This is a genomic window from Bradyrhizobium commune, from assembly GCF_015624505.1.
Taxonomy (GTDB): Bacteria; Pseudomonadota; Alphaproteobacteria; order Rhizobiales; family Xanthobacteraceae; genus Bradyrhizobium; species Bradyrhizobium commune.
The window spans coordinates 4,976,436-4,999,141 of the sequence record NZ_CP061379.1 but is presented as its reverse complement, the minus strand read 5'-3'; the positions used below and the strand labels follow the sequence as shown (position 1 = coordinate 4,999,141).

Below are 22,706 nucleotides of genomic sequence, written 5' to 3'. Positions count from 1 at the left end.
AACTTTTGAGTCAGCGGCCTGGGTTTGCGCCGCGTTGATGAAAAAAGGGCCGCCTCGACAGGCGGCCCTCATGCTTCACGTTAAGGCGACGCCGCTTACTCGGCGGCCTGCTTCTGCGGCGGATCGAGCGCGCCGGACTTGTGGATCTCGGCGACCTGGTGGTCGCTGAAGCCGAGCACCGCGCGCAGGATCTCGTCGGTGTGCTCGCCGAGCAGCGGCGAGCGGGTGACGTCGCTCGCTGAGTCCGACAGCTTGATCGGGTTGCCGACCGAGATGTACTTGCCTCGGGTCGGATGATCGACCTCGACCACGGTGCCGGTCGCGCGCAGCGACTGGTCCTCGGCGATCTCCTTCATCGACAGGATCGGGCCGCACGGGATGTCGTCCTTGTTGAGGATTTCCATCGCCTCGAATTTTGTCTTCGTCATCGTCCACTGTTCGATGCGGCCGAAGATTTCATTGAGGCGCGGCAGACGGGCCGCAGGCTTGGCGTAGTTCGGGTCGGTCTTCCAGGTGGGCTCGCCGATCACGTCGCAGATCTTCTCCCAGACCGGGGCCTGGGTGATGAAGTAGATGTAGGCGTTCGGGTCGGTCTCCCAGCCTTTGCACTTCAGGATGCGGCCGGGCTGGCCGCCGCCGGAATCGTTGCCGGCGCGCGGTACGGCATCGCCGAACGGAATGCCTTCGCCGAACTGGCTGTATTCCTTGAGGGGGCCGTGCGCGAGGCGCTGCTGGTCGCGCAGTTTTACGCGCGCGAGATTGAGCACGCCGTCCTGCATCGCGGCGGTGACGCGCTGGCCCTTGCCCGAATGGGTGCGCTGATAGAGCGCGGTGACGATGCCGAGCGCGAGGTGAAGGCCGGTGCCAGAGTCGCCGATCTGCGCGCCGGTGACGAGCGGCAGGCCGTCGCGGAAGCCGGTGGTGGAGGCGGCGCCTCCCGTGCACTGCGCGACGTTCTCATAGACCTTGCAGTCTTCGTAGGGGCCGGGGCCGAAGCCCTTGATCGAGGCGACGATCATCTTCGGGTTGATCGACTGGATCTTCTCCCAGGGGAAGCCCATGCGATCGAGCACGCCGGGGCCGAAGTTTTCGACCAGCACGTCGCACTTCTTGATCAGCTCGGTGAGGACTTCCTTGCCCTTGGGGTTTTTGGTGTCGAGCGTGATCGAGCGCTTGTTGTGGTTCAGCATGGTGAAATACAGGCTGTCCACGTTCGGGATGTCCTGAAGCTGGCCGCGGGTGATGTCACCCACGCCCGGGCGTTCCACCTTGATCACGTCGGCGCCGAACCAGGCCAGAAGCTGCGTGCAGGTCGGCCCGGACTGGACGTGGGTGAAGTCGAGAATGCGAACGCCCGTGAGCGCCTTGGTCATCGTATTTGCTCCGTACTCTGTGTCTGCCCCTGCACCCGGCAGGGAATAATGGGTTGAGGGGGAGGACTTACTTTTTCTTCTGAAGAACGCTCTGCGGATTGAGGTTGCCGATGCGGCCGCTCTCCGAGCCCGCGGCCGGATCGATCACCGCGTTGATCAGCGTCGGCTTGCCCGAGGCCATCGCCTCGTTGACGGCACGCTTCAGCTCATCCGGCGAGGTCGCATTCACGCCGACGCCGCCGAAGGCTTCCATCATCTTGTCGTAGCGCGCGCCCTTGACGAACACCGTCGTCGCGGGATCCGCGTTGACGTTGTTGACGTCGGTGCCGCGATAGATGCCGTCATTGTTGAAGATGACGACGCAGATCGGAAGGTTGTAGCGGCAGATGGTCTCGACCTCCATGCCGGAGAAGCCGAACGCCGAGTCGCCTTCCACCGCGAGCACGGGGTGTCCGGTCTCGAGCGCGGCCGCGATCGCCTGGCCCATGCCGATGCCCATCACGCCCCAGGTGCCGACGTCGAGACGCTTGCGCGGGCGGTACATGTCGATGACGCCGCGGGCGAGGTCGAGCGTGTTGGCGCCCTCGTTGACGAGGATCGCCTCGGGGTGATCCTTGATGATGGTCTTCAGCACGCCGAGCGCGCCGTGATAGTCCATCGGCGATTTGTTGTTCATGAGCTTCGGCGCCATCTTGGCGACGTTCTCGTCGCGCTTGGACACGATGGACTTGGTCCAGTCGGCCGGCGGCGCAGTCCAGCCCGACGCGAGCGCCTGATTGAAGGCGGAGACGACCGAGCCGATGTCGCCGACCACGGGCGCGACGATCTCGATGTTGGAGTCCATTTCCCTCGGCTCGATATCGACCTGGATGAACTTCTTCGGCGTCTCGCCCCAGCTCTTGCCCTTGCCGTGCGAGAGCAGCCAGTTCAGCCGCGCGCCGATCAGCATCACGACGTCGGAATCCTTCAGCACCGTCGAGCGCGCTGCGCCGGCGCATTGCGGATGGGTGTCGGGGAGGAGGCCCTTGGCCATGCTCATGGGGAGGAACGGCACGCCGCTCTTCTCGACGAAAGTCTTGATCTCCTCATCGGCCTGCGCGTAGGCCGCGCCCTTGCCGAGAATGATGAGCGGACGCTTTGCGCTCTTGAGAACGTCAAGTGCGCGCTTCACCGAAGCGGGCGAGGGGAGCTGGGCGGGCGCCGCGTCGATCACCTTGACCAGCGACTTCTGGCCGGCGTCAGCATTCATCACCTGGCCGAACAGCTTTGCCGGCAGGTCGAGATAGACGCCGCCCGGACGGCCCGAGACCGCGGCGCGGATGGCGCGGGCAAAGCCGATGCCGATGTCCTGGGCGTGCAGCACGCGATAGGCCGCCTTGCACAGCGGCTTGGCGATCGCGAGCTGGTCCATCTCCTCGTAGTCGCCCTGCTGGAGGTCGACGATCTCGCGCTCGGAGGAGCCCGAGACCAGGATCATCGGGTAGCAGTTGGTGGTGGCGTGCGCGAGCGCGGTGAGACCGTTGAGGAAGCCGGGTGCGGAGACGGTGAGGCAGACGCCGGGCTTCTTGGTGAGATAGCCGGCGATGCCGGCGGCGTAGCCGGCATTCTGCTCGTGGCGGAACGAGATCACGCGAATGCCTTCGGCCTGCGCCATGCGGCCCAGATCCGTGATCGGGATGCCCGGCACATTATAGATGGTGTTGATGCCGTTCAGCTTGAGCGCGTCGATGACGAGATGAAAGCCATCCGTCAGTTCCTGCTCGGTGCCCGGTGCTTCGGACTTGGTCGCGGTGTTCAGCATGGGCCTTGTCTCCCTGGTCTCAAGATAGGTGGGGCGAATGGTTCGCCCTTCTGGTGAAGGTTGCTAGGTGAAGAGTTCCTGACCGTGCGCTTCGACGTAAGCGGCAAGGCCAAGGGTGTGGTCGCGGGCGCGCTTCTCGGCGAGCTCGGTGTCGCGTGCTTCCAGCGCTTCGATCATGCCGAGATGCTCGGGCAGCGAGGTCGCGGTGCGGTCCTTGCGTCCGATCGTCAGCTGGCGATAGCCGCGCACGTGCAGCAGGAGATCGTTGGTGAGATCGACCAGCACCGGCGATTCCGACAGCGAGATAAGCGCCTGGTGGAAGGCGATGTTGGCGCGCGAATATTCCTCGACATGATCCTCGGGCAGGCGATCCTTGCTGAAGTCCTTGAAATAGTCGCGCAGCGCCGTGATGTCCTTCTTGCGCGCGGTGGTGGTGATGAGGCGCGCCGCCATGCTCTCCAGCGCCGCCCAGGCGCGGATCATGTCGACGATCTCGCTCTTGGTCCGGCGCACCACCATGATGCCGCGGCGCGGAACGGTTTTCACGAAACCGTCCTGCTCGAGCATCGCGATCGCTTCGCGGATCGGCGTGCGGCTGACACCCAGACGTTCGGACAATGCCCGCTCGTCGAGCATCACCGGCTCGGGCGTCGAGTAAATGTCCATCTTGAGGATGGCTTCCTTCAAGGCGTCATACGCCTTGTTCTTGAAGCTCGACTCCGGGGCAATACGAACGATTGCGATGTCTGCCTCGGCCATGTTCGGCAACGCCTTGGTTGGTTTCCGCAGTGACACGACGATTCTCCTCCAGTGGGAGTCGTCTTTTACAGGAATATTTGCCGGAAAGTTTTTGGCATACCACATGCCAGAATGTCAAGCTGGCTATTTTTTGCGGCGTTCTGGAGTGTGCTTTGGCTTGACAAGTTGGCTTCTGGCATACCAAATGCCATCGCTAGCCATTTTTGATCCAAGCTGGCGGGATAGTCCAGGCATTTTTGCCGGTCCATTCCGCGGCGCGGAACAAAGCGCGGCGATGGCAAGTGTCACGGGCAGCCGCATCACGCGCGCTTTGCAAAGCAAGAACTGAGGTCAAGGGAGAAGCCATATGTCCAATTCCAAAGACGCCGTCCGAAAAGTCCTTGACCAGGTCAAGGCGGACAACCGCACCAGCCTGACGGCGCCGGAAGGCAAGCTGGTCTGCGACGCCTACGGCATTCCGGTGCCGAAGGAGGGCGTCGCGAAGTCGGCAGGCGAGGCCGGCAAGATGGCCTCCTCCATGGGCTTCCCGGTGGTGATGAAGATCGTCTCGCCGGACATTCTCCACAAGACCGAAGCCGGTGGCGTCATCGTCGGCGTCAAGACGGCGCAGGATGCCGAAAAGGCCTACGAGACGATTCTCGGCAACGCCAAGAAGTACAAGGCCGATGCCAAGATCGAGGGCATCCAGGTGCAGCAGATGCTGGCCGGCGGCACCGAGGTGATCGTCGGCTCGATCACCGACGGCTCGTTCGGCAAGCTGGTCGCCTTCGGCCTCGGCGGCGTGCTGGTCGAAGTGCTGAAGGACATCACCTTCCGCCTCGCACCCGCGACCAAGGAAGATGCGCTCTCGATGCTTGACGGCATCCAGGCGCATGAGATTTTGAAGGGCGTTCGCGGCGGCGAGCCGGTGAACCGCGCGGCGCTGGCCGACGTTATCGTCAAGGTCTCGCAGCTCGTCACCGATTTCCCTGAGATCATCGAGCTCGACCTCAATCCCGTCTTCGCGACGGCGAAGGACGCAATTGCCGCCGACGTCCGTATCGTCGTCGACTTCGCCTACAAGCCCAAGCCGAAGCCGCGCCCGACCGAAGAGATCGTAGCGGCCATGAGCCGCATCATGCAGCCGAAAGCAGTCGCCGTGGTCGGCGCCTCCGCCGAAGACGGCAAGATCGGCAACTCCGTGATGAAGAACCTCATCAACGGCGGCTACAAGGGCGAGATCTATCCGATCCACCCCAAGGCCTCCGAGATTCTGGGCTACAAGGCCTATAAGAGCGTCAAGGACGTGCCGGGCGTGATCGACACCGCGGTGTTCGCCATCCCCGCGAAGTTCGTGGCTGCGGCGCTGACCGAATGCGGCGAGAAGAAAATCCCTGGCGCGGTGCTGATCCCGTCGGGCTTCGCTGAAGCCGGCGCGCCGGAGCTCCAGGCCGAGATCGTCGAGGTCGGCAAGAAATACGACATCCGCCTGATGGGGCCGAACATCTATGGCTTCTACTATACCCCCGCTAACCTCTGCGCGACCTTCTGCACCGCCTATGACGTCAAGGGTCATGCGGCGCTGTCGTCGCAGTCGGGCGGCATCGGCATGGCCATCATCGGCTTCTCGCGCTCGGCCAAGATGGGCGTGTCGGCGATCGTCGGCCTCGGCAACAAATCTGACATCGACGAGGACGATCTGCTTGCCTTCTTCGAGCAGGATCCGAACACCAACCTGATCGCGCAGCACTGCGAAGACCTCAAGGATGGCCGCGCCTTCGCGGAAGCCGCCAAGCGCGTCTCCAAGAAGAAGCCGGTCGTCGTGCTCAAGGCCGGCCGCACCTCGGCCGGCGCGAAGGCGGCCTCGTCGCACACCGGCGCGCTCGCCGGCAATGACAAGATCTATGAGGACGTCCTGGCGCAGTCCGGCGTGATCCGCGCCCGCTCGCTGCGCCAGCTGCTCGAATTCGCCCGCGGCGTGCCGGTGCTGCCGACGCCGAAGGGCGAGAACGTGCTGATCATCACCGGCGCCGGCGGCTCGGGTGTGCTGCTGTCGGACTCCTGTGTCGACAACGGCCTGTCGCTGATGTCGATGCCCCCGGATCTGGACGCGGCCTTCCGCAAGTTCATTCCGCCGTTTGGTGCGGCCGGAAATCCTGTGGACATCACCGGCGGCGAGCCTCCGATCACCTATGTCAACACGGTGAAGCTCGGCCTGTCGGACGAGCGCATCCACTCGCTGATCCTCGGCTACTGGCACACCATCGTCACGCCGCCGATGGTGTTCGCCCGCAACATGGTCGAGGTGAAGAAGGAGATGGAGGCCAAGGGCTTCGTGAAGCCGATCGTGGCCTCGCTCGCCGGCGACGTCGAGGTCGAGGAAGCCGCCGAATATCTCTACCAGAACGGCATCCCGGCCTACGCCTATTCGACCGAGCTTCCGGTCGAGGTCCTGGGCGCCAAGTACAAATGGGCGCGCGGGGCAGGGCTGCTCTGAGCTGACGAAGTCCATGCACCTCTCCCCGCTTGTGGGGAGAGGTGGGAACGGTCAGGTCGCGATGGGCAAGAACGTGATCCGGCGCAAATCGCTCGAAACTCGGTCTCCATCGGAGGCCGAGCCCGATGCGCGTGACGGCGGCGTGCAGTCCGTCGACCGCGCGTTGTCGATCCTCGAGACACTGGCCGAGGACGACGAAGGCTACCGCCTTAGCGATCTCGCGGTGCGGACGGGGCTATCGGCCTCGACCGTGCACCGCCTGCTGGCGACGCTGGAAAGCCGCCGTTTCGTACAGTTCGACCGTGCCGAATCCAAATGGCACGTCGGCGTCCGCAGCTTTACGGTGGGCGCGAGCTTCGCGCGACGTCGCAATTTCACAGCACAGGCCATTCCATATTTGCGCAAGCTGCGCGACCTCACCCGCGAGACCGCCAATCTCGCCGTGGTCGACGATGAATTCATCATCGTGCTGACCCGCATGGAGAGCCGCGAGATCATGCGCTCGCTGACCAAGGTCGGCGGTCGTGTCGCGATGGTGACATCGGGGGTCGGCAAGGCCGTGCTCGCGACCTATTCCGACGAGGACGTCGGCGCGATCATCCGCCATCACGGCATGCCGCGACTGACGGAGAGATCGATCGTGCGGCCGGGCGATCTGTTCCGGGAACTCGCGACGATCCGCAAGCAAGGCTATGCGATCGACGATGAGGAAGCTGAGATGGGACTGCGCTGCGTCGCCGCCGTGGTCTACAACGCGCTCGCTGAGCCGCTGGCCGCGATCTCCGTCTCGGGCCTGACCAGCCGCGTCACCGACGCCCGGCTGCCGGAGATCGGCCGCGTGGTGCGCGAGGTCGCGGCGGAGCTGACCGCTGCGCTCGGGGGCGTGACGCCGGTGCTAAAGTCGGCCTGAGCCGGGTGTGCTATCCGTCGTGACCCCTGAATGAAATCAGCTCTGGCGGCACGAGCCCCAACATCGGTATATCCATCTACCGTTGTCGCGTCCTTTTTGGGGGAATGTCATGCCTTCCGAGCTCCGTTCGCCCCGTCTCGCTGTCCTGATCGACGCCGACAATGCCTCCGCAAAAATCGCCGATGGCCTGTTCGAGGAAATTGCCAAGATCGGGGAGGCGAGCGTTCGCCGCATCTACGGCGACTTCTCCAATGCCAGGTCCCGAGGCTGGGCCGACATTCTCTCGAAGCACGCCATCATCCCCCAGCAGCAGTTCGCCTATACGACGGGAAAGAATGCCTCCGACATAACGCTGGTCATCGATGCAATGGACCTGCTTCACAGCGGTCGGTTCGATGGCTTTTGCCTGGTGTCGTCCGACAGCGACTTCACCCGTCTTGCCGCCCGCATCCGGGAGCAGGGCGTCGATGTCTTTGGGTTCGGCGAACAGAAGACACCGGAAAGCTTCAGGCAGGCCTGCCGCAGATTCGTCTATACGGAGAACCTGCTGGCCACCCCGGCGAACAACCAGGACGCCGCCCTGAGATCGACATCGCTTCAGCCGCCCGATGCAGCGACCCCCATCATCAAGAAGGTCATCACCCAGATGGAGAGCGAAGACGGCTGGGTCGCGCTTGGCGAAGTCGGACGGCAGCTTGCCAATTTGGCGTCCGATTTCGATCCGAGGACTTTTGGCTTCCGCAAGCTGAGTGACCTCGTGCGAAAGACAAATTCATTCGAGATCGATGAGCCAAAGGGCCGATCGATGCGGATTCGGGTCAAACCCACTGCCGCATCCCCGCCGAGGACGCGGAACTCGCGCAGACCTGCCAGGTCAGGGACGGCGGGCGGTCCGCCGCCTAAGGCGTAAGCAGGGCGTGCCGTTATATTTGAGCTTGCCCAGTTTGGCGCAGGGCGTAACCATCGCCCCCAATCGTAACGCCACGCGAGATCCTGATGACCAAACTCACCCGCTTTGCCGTTGCGCCGCTGCATGCAATGACGCGGCGCCTCGCCGATGTCGCCTCGGCCCGCGTCGCGCCCGATCTCGTGATCACCGATGCGCGGGTGCTCTCGACCTATTCCGAGCGGATCCATCCGGGACGTGAGGTCTGGATCACCACCGGCCGCGTCGCCGCCGTCAAGCCGGCCGGGACGGCGAAAAAGGTCTGGAGCAGCGTGCCGCTCTACGACGCCGCCGGCGGCATCATCGCGCCGGGTCTGGTCGATCCGCACATCCACATCGAATCCTCGATGGTGACGGCCTGCGCCTACGCCGAGGCCGCGCTGCTGAACGGCACCACCACGATCTTCTGCGACAGCCACGAGATCGGCAATGTCATGGACGTCGCCGGCGTCGAGGCGATGCTGGAGGACGCGCGCGAGGCGCCGCTGTCGATCTTCTTGACCGTGCCGTCGACCGTGCCGGCAACCTCGGCCGCGCTGGAGACCGCGGGCGGCGATCTCACGCCTGACAAGATCGCCGGCCTGTTCGATCGCTGGCCCGAAGCCGTCGCGCTCGGGGAGAAGATGGATTTTGTACCGGTGACGATGGGGGACGAGCGCAGCCACGCGATCATCGCTGCCGCCCTGACACGTGGGCGACCAGTGTCCGGCCATATCTACGGCCGCGAATTCGTCGCGGCCTATGCGGCGAGCGGCGTGACCGATACCCATGAGGCGATCGACCGTGACATTGCCGACGATCTGCTTGATGCCGGCGTCTGGATTTTCCTGCGTGGCGGTCCGCCGACCACGCCCTGGCATTCGCTGCCGCAGGCGATCCGGACGATCACCGAGCTCGGCGCTTCGCACAAACGCACCGCGGTCTGCACCGACGACCGCGATGCTGATGATTTGCTGCTGTTCGGCCTCGACTGGGTGGTGCGCGAAGCCGTGAAGGCGGGGATGTCGCCGGAGCAGGCCTGGTCGATGGGCTCGCTGCATGGTGCGACGCGCTTCGGCATGGACGGCGATATCGGCGGGCTCGGCGGTGGCCGCCGCGCCGATCTGGTGCTGATGGATGACAATCTGAAGCCACAATGCACCTGGTATGGCGGCGAGCTGGTGGTGGAGAACCGCAAGATCACGCCGCGGCTCGATCAGGCGCTGTCGCAGCGCTATCAATATCCGAAGGCAGCCTGTGTCACCGTGAAGCTGCCGGAAAAGCTGAAGCTGACGCCGGAATTGCCGGCGAGGGCCTGCACCGTCAACACCATCAGGACGGCGCTGCCGGGCATCACGCTGATCCACGAGAAGGTCGCGATCGAGCCGGCCAAGGACTGGCCATCGCTGTTCGCGCGCTACGGCCTGTGTTTTGTGACGGTGGTCGAACGCCACGGCAAGTCGGCCGGCAACGTGGCCTATGGCCTGCTCAAGGATTTTGGCCTCAAGCGCGGCGCGGTCGCCTCCAGCGTCGGCCATGACAGCCACAACCTCATCGTCGCCGGCACCAACGAGCCCGACATGCAGGTCGCAATATCAGCCATCAAGGAGCATCAGGGCGCCGTCTGCGTCGTCGCCGATGCCAAGGTGAGGGCGCTGGTCCCGCTGCCGATCGCGGGGCTCCTGTCCGACAAGCGCGTCACCGAAGTGGCGGAAGAGGTCAAGGTGCTGAAGAAGGAATGGGCCGAGGCCGGCTGCACCATCCCCTACATGGGCTTCAATCTCATTCCGCTGTCGGTCATTCCGGAAATTCGCATCACCGACAAGGGTCTGGTGCTGGTGCCTCAGATGGAGCTCGCACCGCTGTTCGAGTGATCTCTTTCATGCGCTTCTCGATCTAACCGATTGAGACACCCGCGATTTTTCCACGGCTGCCGCATCGTGGAAAATAAAATCGATCTCGTTGAGATCGCATCTTGCGCGCCCGATGATCTCGCTCGCTGACGTAACCAAGCGAGGTCCGATATGGCGAAGATGCGAGCTGTCGATGCGGCCGTGCGTATCCTGGAGAAGGAGGGCATTTCGACGGCCTTCGGCGTTCCCGGGGCGGCGATCAATCCGCTTTACTCGGCGCTGAAGAAGCGCGGCTCGATCCGCCACATCCTCGCGCGCCACGTCGAGGGCGCCTCGCACATGGCCGAGGGTTATACCCGTGCCAAGGCCGGCAATATCGGCGTCTGCATCGGCACCTCGGGGCCGGCTGGCACCGACATGATCACCGGGCTCTATTCGGCGATCGCCGATTCCATTCCGATCCTCTGCATCACCGGGCAGGCGCCGCGGGCGCGGCTCTACAAGGAGGACTTTCAGGCGGTCGACATCGAGTCGATCGCCAAGCCTGTGACGAAGTGGGCTGTCACCGTGCGCGAGCCGGCGCTGGTGCCGCGCGTGTTCAGCCAGGCCTTTCATGTGATGCGCTCGGGCCGGCCTGGGCCGGTGCTGATCGACATGCCGCTCGACGTCCAGCTCGCCGAGATCGAATTCGACGACGAGACCTATGAGCCGTTGCCGGTCTACAAGCCGGCCGCCACGCGAAAACAGGTCGAGAAGGCGCTGGAGATGCTCAACGCGGCCGAGCGGCCGCTGATCGTCGCGGGCGGCGGCGTCATCAACGCCGATGCCTCGGACCTGCTGGTGGAGTTCGCCGAGATCGCCAATGTCCCGGTGGTGCCGACATTGATGGCCTGGGGCGCGATCCCTGACGATCACGTGCTGATGGCGGGCATGGTCGGTCTGCAGACCAGCCACCGCTACGGCAACGCCACACTGCTGGAATCCGATTTCGTGCTCGGCATCGGCAACCGCTGGGCCAACCGGCACACCGGTTCGGTCGAGACCTACACCAAAGGCCGCACCTTCGTGCATGTCGACATCGAGCCGACGCAGATCGGGCGCGTCTTCAATCCCGATCTCGGCATCGTCTCGGACGCCAAGGCCGCGCTCGAGCTCTTCGTCACCGTCGCCAGGGAGTGGCGCCGGTCAGGCAGGCTCCGCGAGCGCCAGGCGTGGCCCGCGGCCTGCCGCGACCGCAAGAAGACCATGCTGCGCAAGAGCCATTTCGACAACGTCCCGATCAAGCCGCAGCGCGTCTATGAGGAAATGAACAAGGCTTTCGGCCGCGACACCACCTATGTCACCGTGATCGGCCTCTCGCAGATCGCAGGTGCGCAATTCCTCGGCGTCTACAAGCCGCGCAACTGGATCAACGCGGGGCAGGCGGGGCCGCTGGGCTGGACCTTGCCGGCAGCGCTTGGCGTGCGCGCGGCGTGCCCGGAGCGCGACATCGTGGCGCTGTCCGGCGACTACGACTTCCAGTTCCTGATCGAGGAGCTCGCAGTCGGGGCGCAGTTCAATCTACCCTACATCCACGTCGTCGTGAACAATTCCTATCTCGGCCTGATCCGTCAGGCCCAGCGTGGGTTCGAGATGGACTATCACGTCCAGCTCTCGTTCGAGAACATCAATGCGCCCGAGATCGGCGTCTACGGCGTCGACCATGTCGCGGTCGCCGAAGGTCTCGGCTGCAAGGCGATCCGCGTCACGGATCCCAAGGATACCCAGGCGGCGTTCGCCACTGCGCGCGAATTGATGAAGAAGCACCGCGTGCCCGTGGTGGTCGAATTCATCCTCGAGCGCGTCACCAACATCGCGATGGGGACGGAGATCGACAACATCGTCGAGTTCGAGGAGGTGCTGGATCTGCCGCTCGACGAGGTCGGGACCGCGCGGCCCGGCGTACTCCAACCGGCAGAATAGGGGGACAGCATCATGCCGAAATTCGCCGCCAACCTCACCATGCTCTTCAACGAGATGCCATTTCCCGACCGTTTTGCTGCGGCGAAAGCGGCCGGATTCAGCGGAGTCGAATATCTCTTCCCCTATGAGTTCGACAAGGCGCTATTGCGCGAGCAGTTGGAGGCTCACGGTCTGACCCAGGTGCTGCACAACCTGCCGGCCGGCAACTGGGCCGCCGGCGAGCGCGGCATCGCGATCATGCCCGATCGCGTCGCCGAATTTCGCGACAGCGTGTTCCGCGCCATCGACTACGCCAAAGCGCTCGATTGCGATCAGCTCAACTGCCTCGTCGGCATCGCACCAGTGGACGCTGATCCGCGCGAGCTTCAGGAGACGCTGGTCGGCAATCTGCGTTTCGCCGCCTCGACGCTGGCGCGCGAGAACATCAAGCTGCTGGTCGAGCCGATCAACACGCTCGACATCCCCGGTTTCTTCCTCAACGGCACCGAGCAGGCGGTGCAGCTGATCTCCGAGGTACGATCGAACAACGTCTTCATCCAGTACGACATCTACCACATGCAGATCATGGAGGGCGATCTCGCCCGCACCATGCAGGAATATCTGCCCCAGATCGCCCACATTCAGCTCGCCGACAATCCCGGCCGGCACGAGCCCGGCACCGGCGAGATCAACTATCCTTTCCTGTTCCGCCATCTCGACGCGATCGGCTATCGCGGCTGGATCGGCTGCGAATACAAGCCGCGCACCACGACGCTGGAAGGCCTGTCCTGGCACGCGGCACAAACGTTTGAGACCTGAGGAAACGCAGACATGATCGACATCGGCTTCATCGGACTTGGCACCATGGGACGGCCGATGGCCGGCCATCTCCTGGCCGCGGGCCATCGCGTTGTCCTGCATGACGTCGCGCCTGTTGCGCCGGAGCTGATCGCGGCCGGCGGCGTTGCCTGCAAGTCGGCCAAGGAGGTGGCGGAGGAGGCGGATGCCGTCATCATCATGGTGCCGGATACGCCACATGTGGAAGCCGTGCTGTTCGGCAAGGACGGCGTTGCGAGCGGCATCTCCAAAGGCAAGATCGTCGTCGATATGAGCTCGATCTCGCCGCTGGCGACGAAAGAGTTCGCCAAGAAGATCGTGGCGCTCGGCGCGGATTATCTCGACGCGCCGGTGTCGGGCGGAGAGGTCGGCGCCAAGGCGGCGAGCCTCACCATCATGGTCGGCGGACCGGAGCGGGCCTTCGGCACGATGAAGCCGATCTTCGACAAGATGGGCAAGAATGTCACCCATGTCGGCGCCAATGGCGATGGCCAGACGACAAAGGTCGCCAACCAGATCATCGTCGCGCTGACGATCGAGGCGGTGAGCGAAGCGCTGCTGTTCGCATCCAAGGCCGGCGCCGACCCTGCGCTGGTGCGCAAGGCGCTGATGGGCGGCTTTGCGTCGTCGCGAATTCTCGAGGTCCATGGCGAACGCATGGTGAAGCGCAATTTCGATCCGGGTTTCCGCATCGAGCTGCACCAGAAGGATCTCAACCTCGCGCTCGAAGGCGCCCGCGTACTCGGCCTGTCGTTGCCGAGTACGGCGGTCGCGCAGCAATTATTCTCGTCCTGCGCGGCGCATGGCGGCAAGGCCTGGGATCACTCGGCGATGGTGCGGGCGCTGGAACTGATGGCGGGGCACGAGATCGCCGCGGCCTGAACTGTTACGCGGTAACACTCTTCAGATGCGAAGCAACTTTCGGCGCGCGGGAACCGGAACAATGGTCCGGCCGCGCGGTTGAAGGCACATCAACAAACACTGGAGGGTGTGGACATGAAGACCCGTCTTGCGATTTCGTTGGCTGCCGTGTCGCTGCTGGCGTCGAGTGCAGCCTTTGCCCAGTCGACGACCGAACAGGGCGCCAGGAACGGCGCGCGTGCGGGTGGCGACATCGGTGGCCCGGTCGGCGCGATGGTTGGCGGCACTGTCGGTGCGGCCGTCGGCGCCGGTCTGGAGATTCCGAATGCGGTCTTGGGCGGTCTTCCGCGTGAGCGTTCGGTCGTGGTCCAGGAGCGCGTCGTGGTCGGCGAGCCGCTGCCGGCGACCGTCGAACTACGACCCGTGCCGAATTATACCGAATATCGCTATGCGGTCGTCAACGACCGTCGCGTGATCGTCGAGCCGCGCACGCGGCGGGTGGTCAAGATCATCGACTGAGTGCGGCGAACGTAGGCTAAAGCAAGTCGGCCCTGCGGAGTACCACTCCGCGGGGCCGTGTCTTTGATGTCCAGACGTCAGAGTGGCTCGCGCACGCCGAGGCCGTGCATGAAGCGTTCGCGGATCTGGACGGGATCGCGCCGGGTGGCGCCGACGCCGGGCTTGTCATCGATGCGGACGGCGATCAGGCTCGGCTCGGAGGCGGACATCGCTTCATCGACCAGGCGCTCAAAATCTTCCTCGTCTGCCGCCCAGGCGCTGTGGGCGAGACCCGAGCCCAACGCGATCGCGACGATGTCAGCCACACTTGCGGCCGGCGTCGGCTGCGCGCCGGTGATCTGGTAGATACCGTTGTCCATCACGATCATGATCAGGTTCTTCGGCTTCAGCGTCGCAATCGTCGAGAGCGATCCGAGCTGCATCAAGAGCGAGCCATCGCCTTCGAGCGCAAAGACTCGACGGTCGGGCTGCGCCAGCGCGACGCCGAGCGCGATCGGGAAGGCGAGGCCCATGCTGCCCAGCATGTAAAAGTTCTGCGGACGGTGGCCGGCGGCCCAGAGGTCGAAATTGGTGTTGCCGATGCCGCCGATCACGGCTTCCTCTCGCTTGAGCTTTCCGATCAGACGCGAAGTCACGTCGAAGCGGTTCATCACCTTGGTATTGCGGGTGTCCATCGCTGACCTCACTTGTCGAAAGTCTTGCCGCCGGTGAGCAGCGGGTTGAGGATCAGCGCCACCGGCGCCTGCGTCGTCACGGCCTGCTTGATCGAGCGGTCGGCGATGAATTCGAGCTCGTCGAGCCGGGTGATGGTGTGATGCTCGAGCGCGAGCGAATCCAGCACCGGTCGCATGGTGCGGCAGACCAGCGACTGGCCGTAGTTGAACTCGCCAAGCGTGCCGCGCTCGGAGACGAACATGATCAGCGGGATCTGGTAGGGCACCGCGAGCGAGGCCAGCACATTGGCGAGCGTGGCGAAACCCGAGGTCTGCATCAGCACCGCGCCGCGCCTGCCGCCCATCCAGGCGCCTGAGACGATGCCGACGGCCTCTTCCTCGCGGGCGGTGGCGAAGCTCGTGAAGAAAGGATCGGCATGCAGGTTCTTGATCAGTGGTGTCAGCACCCGGTCGGGGACGTAAGGCACGAGGCTGATCTCGTTTCGCTTCAGGGTTTGCAGGACGATGCCGTGCCAGCTTTTGTCGCTGGACGCCTGTGACGAGGTCTGTTGCTCCGCAACCGCCATTGCGTTCTCCCCTTCAGCCGCGCGCGCTTCTTCTTGGGCCGTCGCGGCGATCTCCCGAACTTGACGGAGCGGGCGGGATTGTCAACATGTCCCGGCCGGCACCGTGACCTGCGCCAGACGGCCTGCCGTTGCCGGCGCCGCCGTGTCATAAGCGGCGATAACGAGAAAACGGGAGGAACGCATGGACGGGGCGCGCATTGCGCTGGCCTTGTGGGTCTCCGCGAGAGAGCCGGAAGGGTCCTGATGTCGGTCAACAGCAAGCGCGTCTTCTACGTCAAATACCTGGCCAATCCGATCTATATCGACATCCTGAAAGCGCGGCCCGACGTCCGGCTCGACCGCATCGAGAACGAGAGCCCCGAGGACTTTTACGCTCCGATCCTGGGGGCGGCCCATGTCTACCAGATCGGTGCCGCCCGCGATGAGCTGGCACCGCATTTCCATGTCGACGCCGCCTTCCTGAAGCGGACGCCGAACCTGCTGCTGGTCTCCAGCAATGGCGCAGGCTTCGACCCCGTCGATGTCGAGGCCTGCACGGATGCGGGCGTGCTGGTCGTGAACCAGTCCGGCGGCAACGCGCATTCCGTCGCAGAGCACGCGCTGGCGATGATGCTGACGCTGTCCAAGCGCATCATCCAGTCAGACCGCAAGCTCCGCAGGGAGTCCAACGTCAACCGCAACGAGCTCGTCGGCAACGAGATCGAGCACAAGACCGTCGGCATTATCGGGCTCGGCAATGTCGGCCGCCGCATTGCGGCGCTGTGCAACGGCCTGTTCGGCATGAAGGTGCTGGCTTACGACCCGTATCTGTCCGCCGAAGTGATGGCCGAGCGCGGCGGCGAGAAGGTCGAGCTCGACGAGCTCCTGCGCCGCGCCGATTTTGTCTCGATCTCCTGCCCGCTCAACAAGGGCAGCCGTAACATGATGAGCACGCGCGAATTCGCGCTGATGCAGCCGCACGCCTATTTCATCACCACGGCCCGCGGCTTCATCCACGACGAGGACGCGCTGCTTGGGGCGTTGCGCGACAGGCGCATCGCAGGGGCCGGCCTCGACGTCTGGTCCAAGGAGCCGCCGCCGCCGGAGCATCCGCTGCTCCAGTTCGACAACGTGCTGGCGAGCCCGCACACGGCCGGTGTGACGATCGAGGCGCGCCAGAACATGGGCCGCATCGCCGCCGAGCAGGTGCTGGAGACGCTCGACGGCAAGCGGCCACCACGCATCATCAATCCCGAGGTCTGGCCGATCTATGCGGAGCGGTTCAAGCAGACGTTCGGCCTCACCCCGGGGTAGGGTGCGCGCGAAGGGCTCATGCGCGCCAGTCCTTGGTTACCACGATGAAAACACAAAGTGGCGCATCTTATCGATAGCGTGAATGATCACGTATGACTTGTTCTGTAAACCGGGGTGCATGAGCATATTTTCGATTGCGACATCCGGGCTTAATGCGGCGAGTTTGCGGTTGAACGTGGCCGCGAGCAACATCGCCAATGTCCGCACGACCGGCCCGTTGCCCGCGTCAGGCGGATCGGGCACATTGGCCGGTGCTGGCAGTTCGAGCACGAGTTCGGCTTATCCCGCGGCTTATGTGCCGTTGCGCGTCGATCAGGTCGACCAATCGAGCGGTTCGACGCCAGGCGGTACGAGCGCGACCGTGTCGACAGTTTCGCCGAGCTATACGGCACAATATGACTCGAGCGCTCCCTTCGCAAACCAGGACGGCCTGGTCGCAGCGCCAAATGTCGATCTCACCAACGAGTTCGTTCAAATGGCGACCGCAAAGTACAGTTTCATTGCCAATGCGAAGGTCATTCAAGCCTACTCCGAAACGGAGAAGTCGCTCCTCGATATCACGACGTGATGGCTGACGGGATCGAACCGACGCGGCGGCGGGAACCGTCGCCGACCTTTGATCTCCATCAAAATCTCCTTCCCCCGTCCGGGCAAAATGGGACTAGAATGCTGCGGGGGGCACAGGGAGGTCCCATGTCCACTTACGTCGTCAGGTTCATGAAGGACGTGCTCGGCCAGTACGGCCGGCAGATTGAGGTCTGCCAGGGTACACTCGAGATCGACGCCGCCGACGAGGACGAGGCGAGGGAGCGGGCGAAGGCGAGGTTTTGCAAGGACCAGGCGTTGCATCACTGGTCGCTGCATGCAGACCGCATCCAGGTCAGGCCGGCTGACTTTGCGTCCTAGGTGTCAGCGCCCGGGCGTGGGGACAGGCGGAGGGGCGGTCACGCCCGCGCCGAGCGAGCGCTGGACCATGGCGGTGTCGCACCAGCGGCCGTGGCGATAGGCGACGCCGCACAACAGGCCGACCCGGGCGAACCCAAATCTTTCATGCAGCGCCAGTGACGGGGCGTTGTCGGCATCGATGTAGCCGATCATCTGGCGAAAGCCCGCCGCAGCACAGGCATCGATCAATTCTCCGAGCAACAGCCGTCCGACCCCGCGGCCAAGATGCTCATGGTGGACGTAGATCGAATGCTTGGCCGTGTAGCGATAGGCCGGGCGCTTGCGAAACAGCACCGCATAGGCATAGCCGACGACCTCGCCACGAAAGGTCGCGACCAGATGCGGCAGGCGGGTCTGCTTCAAATTCTTGCGCCGGTCGCGCAGATCGTCCGGCTCAGGCGCGCCGGTTCCCTCGACGTCGCGCGGAACGCCATTGCGGACATGATAGCGATAGATCGCCATCATGGCTTCGATATCGCTCTCACGGGAGGGACGGACCAGGACCGGCTCGTCATCCGCACGAATTACGGCTGTTTCGCTCATCGGCACCTACTCGGCAGCGACGTAAGTATAGAGCCCGATGCGACCCTGCGCATCGACCTCCTTGTAGACGCCCTGGATTTCCACATCGAAGCCTGGAAAATTGTTGAAGCAGGCCTCGAACATCTTGAGGTAATCCACCATGGGCTTGGCCCGTTCCGTCAGCCGCTCGCCGGGCACGATCGTAGCGATGCCGGGCGGATAGACCACGAAGGGTGTGGTGGCGATGCGACCCGCGATTGCCTCGATCGGCAGATAGTCGACATCGTTACGGATCAGCCGGCGCGCGGCATCGCGGGGCGACATCGCGATCTCCGGCATGTGCTCGGGCATGAATTGCCGCGCCTGGAGCGCGCTGACATCGGCTGAGCGGAAGAAGCGGTGCATCTCGCCGCAGAGATCGCGCAGCCGCACGCCGGCATAGCGGGCCTGGCGCCGCTGATAGAATTCCGGAATCGCGTCGGCCAGGAGCGCATTGTCATCGTGCAGCCGCTTGAAGGCGACGAGGCCGGAGATCAGCGTGCCGGCCTTGCTCGCCTCGACCCCGGGGGTGAGCAGGAACAGCAGCGAGTTGAGGTCGTTCTTCTCGGGCACGATGCGGTTCTCGCGCAAATATTGCGCGACGACGGGTGCGGGGATGCCATGCTCGGCATAGGCGCCTGTGGCGCGGTCGAAGCCGGGCGTGAGCAGTGTCAGCTTGTTCGGGTCGGTCATGGCAAAGCCTTCGGTGAGGCCGGGAAAGCCATGCCAGTCGGTATCGGGGGAGAGCTGCCACAGCGCGGGATTGGTGGCGAGCTCGTCGGTCGAGAGAGTCTCCCAGGCGACGTTGTGCGCGCTGCCGGGGCGGCTGACATCGGGGATCGCGACGCGATCGGGCACGAAGGGTTCGAAGAACCAGCGCCGGTCCGCGTTCTGCTCCTTCTCCTCGAACTCCCGGCGCATCGCGCGGATCTTCTTGCGCAGCTCGATGCCGAGCCGGATCGTGTCGTCCCACAGCACCTCGCCGGAGCGACCCTTCATCATCTGCGCGCCGACATCCAGAGACGCAAATAGTGGGTAGAATGGCGACGTGGACGCGTGCTGCATAAAGCTTTCGTTGAAGCGCCGGTGCTCGACGCGCCGCTTCTGGCCGCGGATATGACGGTCCTTGATATGGATCTGAGAGGCCTGCGAGAAGCTCGCGAGCTGCTTGTGGGTCGACTGCGTCGCGATGATACCGGGCGCCTCGGGGGCAAGATTTGCCAGTCCCATGGCAAAGCGGCCGGCATAAAGCGGGTGGAATTTCATGAAGCCAGCCCAGGCCTCGTCGAACAAAATGTATTCGCAGAGATGGCCGATGCGCTTCAGGATCATCTCGGCGTTGTGAATCGTGCCGTCATAGGTGCACTGCTCGACAACGGCAACGCGGAACGGCCGCTCCTTGCGCCAGACGTCCTTGTCCGTCACCAGCGGGTGATTGCGGATCGCCTCGCGCAGGGCCTTTTCGTCCAGTACATCCCAGCGCATCGGGCCGATCAGGCCCCAGGCGTTGCGGATGGTCGGCACGTAGATCGGGATGCCGCCATTGATCAGAAGCGCGCCGTGATGGGCGGCCTTGTGATTGTTGCGGTCGAATAGCACGAGGTCGCCGTCGGTGACGAGGGCGCCGAGTGCGACCTTGTTCGAGGTCGAGGTGCCGTTGAGCACGAAATAGGTCTTCTCCGCGCCGAAGATGGCAGCGGCCTCCTTCTGCGCCTTCAGCGCCGGGCCTTCATGGGTGAGGAGGTCGCCGAGGTCGAGCACGGAATTGTCGAGGTCGTCGCGGAACACGGATTCGCCGAGATGCTCGACGAAGACCCGGCCGATCGGGCTGCGGTTGTAGAACACGCCGCCATTATGGCCCGGGCAGGTCCAGAGCTGGTTGCCTTCCTCGGCATAGTCGACCAGGGCGCCGAAGAACGGCGTCTTCAGCGTCTCGGCATATTGCTTGAGCCGGCTGATCAAATTCTTGGCGATGAAGGTCGGCGTCTCCTCGGACAGGAAGACGTAGCCGTCGATGAAGTCGAGCACCTCGACTGGCAAATCCTCGAAGCGCTTGCGCCGGATCAGGAGGATGATCGGGAAGTCGAGGCCGCGTCGCCGCATCAGATTGATCAGCGCCGAGGTCTTGCCCTCCAGGCCCTTCTTGCCCCAGTCGACCACCATGCAGCCGATCGCGGCATCGGTCTGCACGGCCATCTCGGCGTCTTCCAGCTTGCGGGCCCGGACCACCTCGAAGCCGGAGCGCTGGATCTCCTCGATGATCTGGTTGAAGCGGACGCCCTCGAGATCGTCGGTGTCGAACACAGGTGCGGCGAACAGGAAGTTGAAGCGCTTGAAATAGTCCATGGCGTGTCCCGAATGTGCGAGTCCGACAGGTCTCTGCACATTCGATGACAGTTCTATGACGACGGCGCGCGCCGCTGTGGAGCGCTCAGCTTGCCGCGGCAATGATCATCCGCTTCCGCCCGAAATTCGCCACCGCCGCCTCCGGAAGGCCGAAATTGTTGGCCAGCAGATGGCGCGGCGCCTTCGCCAGCCAATCGGTCAGGCTGCTTTCGCGATATGCGCCATTGTCGAGCACGCCGACCATTTCGGCGTCCTCCTTGCCGATATTCTCGATCGAGTGGCCGCAATTGCGCGGAATGTAGGCGCAGTCTCCGGGCGACAGCTCGGCGACGGCGACACGCTTGTCGAAGGCGAACAGGGTCACGCGCGTGCGTCCCTTCAGCACGTAGTGCCATTCGTTGGCATCGGTGTGCCAATGCGGTTCGTGCATCGCGCCGGGCTTGAGCTTGAGGACCAGCCCGGTCATTCCGCTCGAGACCGGAAACTCCTTGGCGGAGGCCACGTAGAGCTGGCCGCCGGCCGTGCTGACACGTGGCTTCTGGGACATCAGCGCGAAGCGGTGGGTCCGGTCGCGATCCAGCGCGCGCGCAGTCTTCGCCTGCGGGCCGTCGAGCGCCAGCACCTCGCCCTGCATGATGTAGGTCTCGGCCTTCGGATTGGCGCCGAAGATCTCCGTGGAAACGCCGAGCGCCTGCGACAGGGTCGGGGCGTCGTAGCGGCTCATCCAGTCGCTGATGCCGAACGTGCCGTGCTCGGAATAAAGGCCGTCATCGAAGGCGAGAACGGCGTGACAGGGGGAGGGCCCCAGCGTCTGGATAGCGTGGCTGTGGCCTTTCGGGAAGTACCAGAGATCGCCGGGTGCGAGATTGACGATTTCGAGCTGGCCCTCGGGATCGACCACCGTCACCTGACAATGGCCGTCGACGACGAAGGCCCATTCGGCCGAATTATGCCAATGCATTTCCCGGGCGCCGCCCGCGTTGACGAAGAGATGCGCGCCGGCAATGCCGGTCGCGAGCGGAAGGGTACGGGTCGTGACTTCGCGCGCCCAGCCGCCCGAGGTGGCCTTGATCGGCGCCCTGTCCAGCGACGCCGTGAACGCCATGGGATCGCCGGACTTCCGCGGGATCGTCTTGAGGAATTCCGACGCCGGAGCGACGTCGTAACCCGCGGCGTGCCCGTCTGGGGCTGCAATCGCTGATTGTGAAGCGCCCAATACACCAGCGCCGAAGGCAACGGACTGAATGAAAACACGTCGGTTGGATTTGAACATCGAAGACCTCGAATATCAGAAGGTTGTATTAAGGGACCACGAACCCGGCTACGCCTCCTTCCATTAGGTCTGATGAACACCCTCAATCGTTCGGCTGAAACGTCAATTATCTTTGATGATGGAATGAAAGCCGCTGTGAAGTGACGCGCTTGACAGCGCGATCCGACCCGCGCCCGACGCCAATCAGCGCTTCACCTCCGCAAACACCACGGTCGGCACCGCGCGGTTGACGATCTCGCGCAGCGCGAAGCTCGATTGTACGCGTGCGACGCGCGGCAGGCGCGACAACTCGGTGCGGTGGATGCGCTCGAAATCCTGGATGTCGCGGGCGAGCACGATCAGGATGTAGTCGTCGGTGCCTGACATCAGGAAGCAGCGCACGACGGAGGGGCATTTCACCACCTCCGCCTCGAACGCCTTCAGCGCTTCGTCGCTCTGGCTCTCCAGGGCGATGCGCACCAACACCGTCGTGGTGAGGCCGAACTGCGCGAGATCGAGCGCCGCCTGGTAGCCCTGGATGTAGCCGTCGTCCTCCAGCGCCTTCTGCCGCCGCGCCAGCGCGGTGCTCGACAGGCCAACCTTATTGGCGAGTTCCGTGTGGCTGGCGCGCGCATTGGTGGTGAGTTCCGCGAGAATGGCGATATCTTTGCGGTCGAGGGCCAAGGTTTCGTTTCCAGCGCGAGAGGGCATTTCCGCGCCCGAAACCGGCGCTAGGCATGCGAAACTAGCGGATATTTGCACGAAACCAAACTGGCCACATCGCTACGATCGCGGGGGTGAATCAAGAGGAGCC

The 22,706-nt window shown here is 64.0% G+C and carries 21 protein-coding genes; 12 read left to right on the top strand and 9 right to left on the bottom strand.

Translation table 11 applies throughout. From position 1 onward, the window contains the following. Positions 1 to 95: 95 nt before the first annotated feature. From frc to IC761_RS23675, 3 genes are all read right to left on the bottom strand, one after another. Positions 96 to 1,373 (bottom strand): formyl-CoA transferase, encoded by a 1,278-nt coding sequence (frc, locus tag IC761_RS23685; protein ID WP_195799036.1) that lies wholly within the window; start codon positions 1,371 to 1,373, stop codon positions 96 to 98. A 67-nt stretch (positions 1,374 to 1,440) separates the two neighbouring features. Further along, on the bottom strand, positions 1,441 to 3,174 hold the full coding sequence (gene oxc / locus IC761_RS23680; protein WP_195799035.1) for an oxalyl-CoA decarboxylase: 1,734 nt from the start codon (positions 3,172 to 3,174) through the stop codon (positions 1,441 to 1,443). A gap of 63 nt (positions 3,175 to 3,237) precedes the next feature. Next, entirely contained in the window at positions 3,238 to 3,933 is a 696-nt protein-coding gene (locus IC761_RS23675) for a GntR family transcriptional regulator (RefSeq protein ID WP_195799034.1), read from the bottom strand. Here IC761_RS23675 and IC761_RS23670 point away from each other — a divergent pair. From IC761_RS23670 to IC761_RS23630, 9 genes are all read left to right on the top strand, one after another. Then, positions 3,917 to 4,261 (top strand): hypothetical protein, encoded by a 345-nt coding sequence (locus tag IC761_RS23670; protein ID WP_195799033.1) that lies wholly within the window; start codon positions 3,917 to 3,919, stop codon positions 4,259 to 4,261. The two genes, IC761_RS23675 and IC761_RS23670, sit on opposite strands and share 17 nt — an antisense overlap. Positions 4,262 to 4,279: 18 nt before the next feature. After that, the gene (locus tag IC761_RS23665; RefSeq protein WP_195799032.1) at positions 4,280 to 6,409 is read left to right on the top strand and encodes an acetate--CoA ligase family protein; all 2,130 of its coding nucleotides are present in this window, start codon (positions 4,280 to 4,282) and stop codon (positions 6,407 to 6,409) included. A 61-nt stretch (positions 6,410 to 6,470) separates the two neighbouring features. Beyond that, the gene (locus IC761_RS23660; RefSeq protein ID WP_195799031.1) at positions 6,471 to 7,319 is read left to right on the top strand and encodes an IclR family transcriptional regulator; all 849 of its coding nucleotides are present in this window, start codon (positions 6,471 to 6,473) and stop codon (positions 7,317 to 7,319) included. A 109-nt stretch (positions 7,320 to 7,428) separates the two neighbouring features. Beyond that, complete coding sequence (locus tag IC761_RS23655) at positions 7,429 to 8,229, top strand: NYN domain-containing protein (protein WP_195799030.1); 801 nt, start codon at positions 7,429 to 7,431, stop codon at positions 8,227 to 8,229. A gap of 86 nt (positions 8,230 to 8,315) precedes the next feature. Next, on the top strand, positions 8,316 to 10,118 hold the full coding sequence (locus tag IC761_RS23650; RefSeq protein WP_195799029.1) for an adenine deaminase C-terminal domain-containing protein: 1,803 nt from the start codon (positions 8,316 to 8,318) through the stop codon (positions 10,116 to 10,118). Positions 10,119 to 10,268: 150 nt separating this feature from the next. Then, positions 10,269 to 12,059: a glyoxylate carboligase gene (gcl, locus tag IC761_RS23645; RefSeq protein WP_195799028.1), complete on the top strand. Its 1,791-nt coding sequence runs from the start codon at positions 10,269 to 10,271 to the stop codon at positions 12,057 to 12,059. Positions 12,060 to 12,071: 12 nt separating this feature from the next. Beyond that, a complete protein-coding gene (gene hyi / locus IC761_RS23640; RefSeq protein WP_195799027.1) occupies positions 12,072 to 12,857 on the top strand; it encodes a hydroxypyruvate isomerase in 786 nt (261 codons plus the stop codon). A gap of 12 nt (positions 12,858 to 12,869) precedes the next feature. Beyond that, positions 12,870 to 13,757, top strand: a complete 888-nt coding sequence (locus IC761_RS23635) for a 2-hydroxy-3-oxopropionate reductase (RefSeq protein ID WP_195799026.1) — start codon at positions 12,870 to 12,872, stop codon at positions 13,755 to 13,757. Positions 13,758 to 13,871: 114 nt separating this feature from the next. Then, a complete protein-coding gene (locus tag IC761_RS23630; RefSeq protein ID WP_195799025.1) occupies positions 13,872 to 14,255 on the top strand; it encodes a DUF1236 domain-containing protein in 384 nt (127 codons plus the stop codon). Positions 14,256 to 14,332: 77 nt separating this feature from the next. Here IC761_RS23630 and IC761_RS23625 read toward each other — a convergent pair whose 3' ends face one another. Together IC761_RS23625 and IC761_RS23620 are read right to left on the bottom strand one after the other, a co-directional pair. Further along, the gene (locus IC761_RS23625; protein ID WP_195799024.1) at positions 14,333 to 14,929 is read right to left on the bottom strand and encodes a thiamine pyrophosphate-dependent enzyme; all 597 of its coding nucleotides are present in this window, start codon (positions 14,927 to 14,929) and stop codon (positions 14,333 to 14,335) included. Between the two features lie 8 nt (positions 14,930 to 14,937). After that, the gene (locus tag IC761_RS23620; RefSeq protein ID WP_195799023.1) at positions 14,938 to 15,495 is read right to left on the bottom strand and encodes a thiamine pyrophosphate-binding protein; all 558 of its coding nucleotides are present in this window, start codon (positions 15,493 to 15,495) and stop codon (positions 14,938 to 14,940) included. Between the two features lie 243 nt (positions 15,496 to 15,738). Between IC761_RS23620 and IC761_RS23615 the strand changes: the two genes are divergently transcribed. The 3 genes from IC761_RS23615 to IC761_RS23605 all read left to right on the top strand — a co-directional run bounded on the left by IC761_RS23615 (position 15,739) and on the right by IC761_RS23605 (position 17,694). Continuing rightward, positions 15,739 to 16,788: a hydroxyacid dehydrogenase gene (locus IC761_RS23615; RefSeq protein WP_195799022.1), complete on the top strand. Its 1,050-nt coding sequence runs from the start codon at positions 15,739 to 15,741 to the stop codon at positions 16,786 to 16,788. 118 nt (positions 16,789 to 16,906) lie between these two features. Further along, positions 16,907 to 17,356 (top strand): flagellar basal body rod protein FlgC, encoded by a 450-nt coding sequence (locus IC761_RS23610; protein ID WP_195804755.1) that lies wholly within the window; start codon positions 16,907 to 16,909, stop codon positions 17,354 to 17,356. 125 nt (positions 17,357 to 17,481) lie between these two features. Beyond that, the gene (locus tag IC761_RS23605; protein WP_195799021.1) at positions 17,482 to 17,694 is read left to right on the top strand and encodes a hypothetical protein; all 213 of its coding nucleotides are present in this window, start codon (positions 17,482 to 17,484) and stop codon (positions 17,692 to 17,694) included. A gap of 3 nt (positions 17,695 to 17,697) precedes the next feature. On the opposite strand, the gene IC761_RS23600 is transcribed toward IC761_RS23605, so the two are convergent. The 4 genes from IC761_RS23600 to IC761_RS23585 form a co-directional block, all read right to left on the bottom strand. Further along, positions 17,698 to 18,276 carry a GNAT family N-acetyltransferase gene (locus IC761_RS23600; RefSeq protein WP_195799020.1) on the bottom strand — a complete coding sequence of 193 codons (579 nt, stop codon included), beginning with the start codon at positions 18,274 to 18,276 and terminating at the stop codon, positions 17,698 to 17,700. 6 nt (positions 18,277 to 18,282) lie between these two features. After that, positions 18,283 to 20,640, bottom strand: coding sequence for an Orn/Lys/Arg family decarboxylase (locus IC761_RS23595; RefSeq protein ID WP_195799019.1), 2,358 nt, complete (start codon positions 20,638 to 20,640; stop codon positions 18,283 to 18,285). An 85-nt stretch (positions 20,641 to 20,725) separates the two neighbouring features. Continuing rightward, positions 20,726 to 21,745 carry a cupin domain-containing protein gene (locus IC761_RS23590; RefSeq protein ID WP_195799018.1) on the bottom strand — a complete coding sequence of 340 codons (1,020 nt, stop codon included), beginning with the start codon at positions 21,743 to 21,745 and terminating at the stop codon, positions 20,726 to 20,728. A 351-nt stretch (positions 21,746 to 22,096) separates the two neighbouring features. Continuing rightward, positions 22,097 to 22,576 carry an Lrp/AsnC family transcriptional regulator gene (locus IC761_RS23585; protein WP_195799017.1) on the bottom strand — a complete coding sequence of 160 codons (480 nt, stop codon included), beginning with the start codon at positions 22,574 to 22,576 and terminating at the stop codon, positions 22,097 to 22,099. Positions 22,577 to 22,706 lie beyond the last annotated feature (130 nt).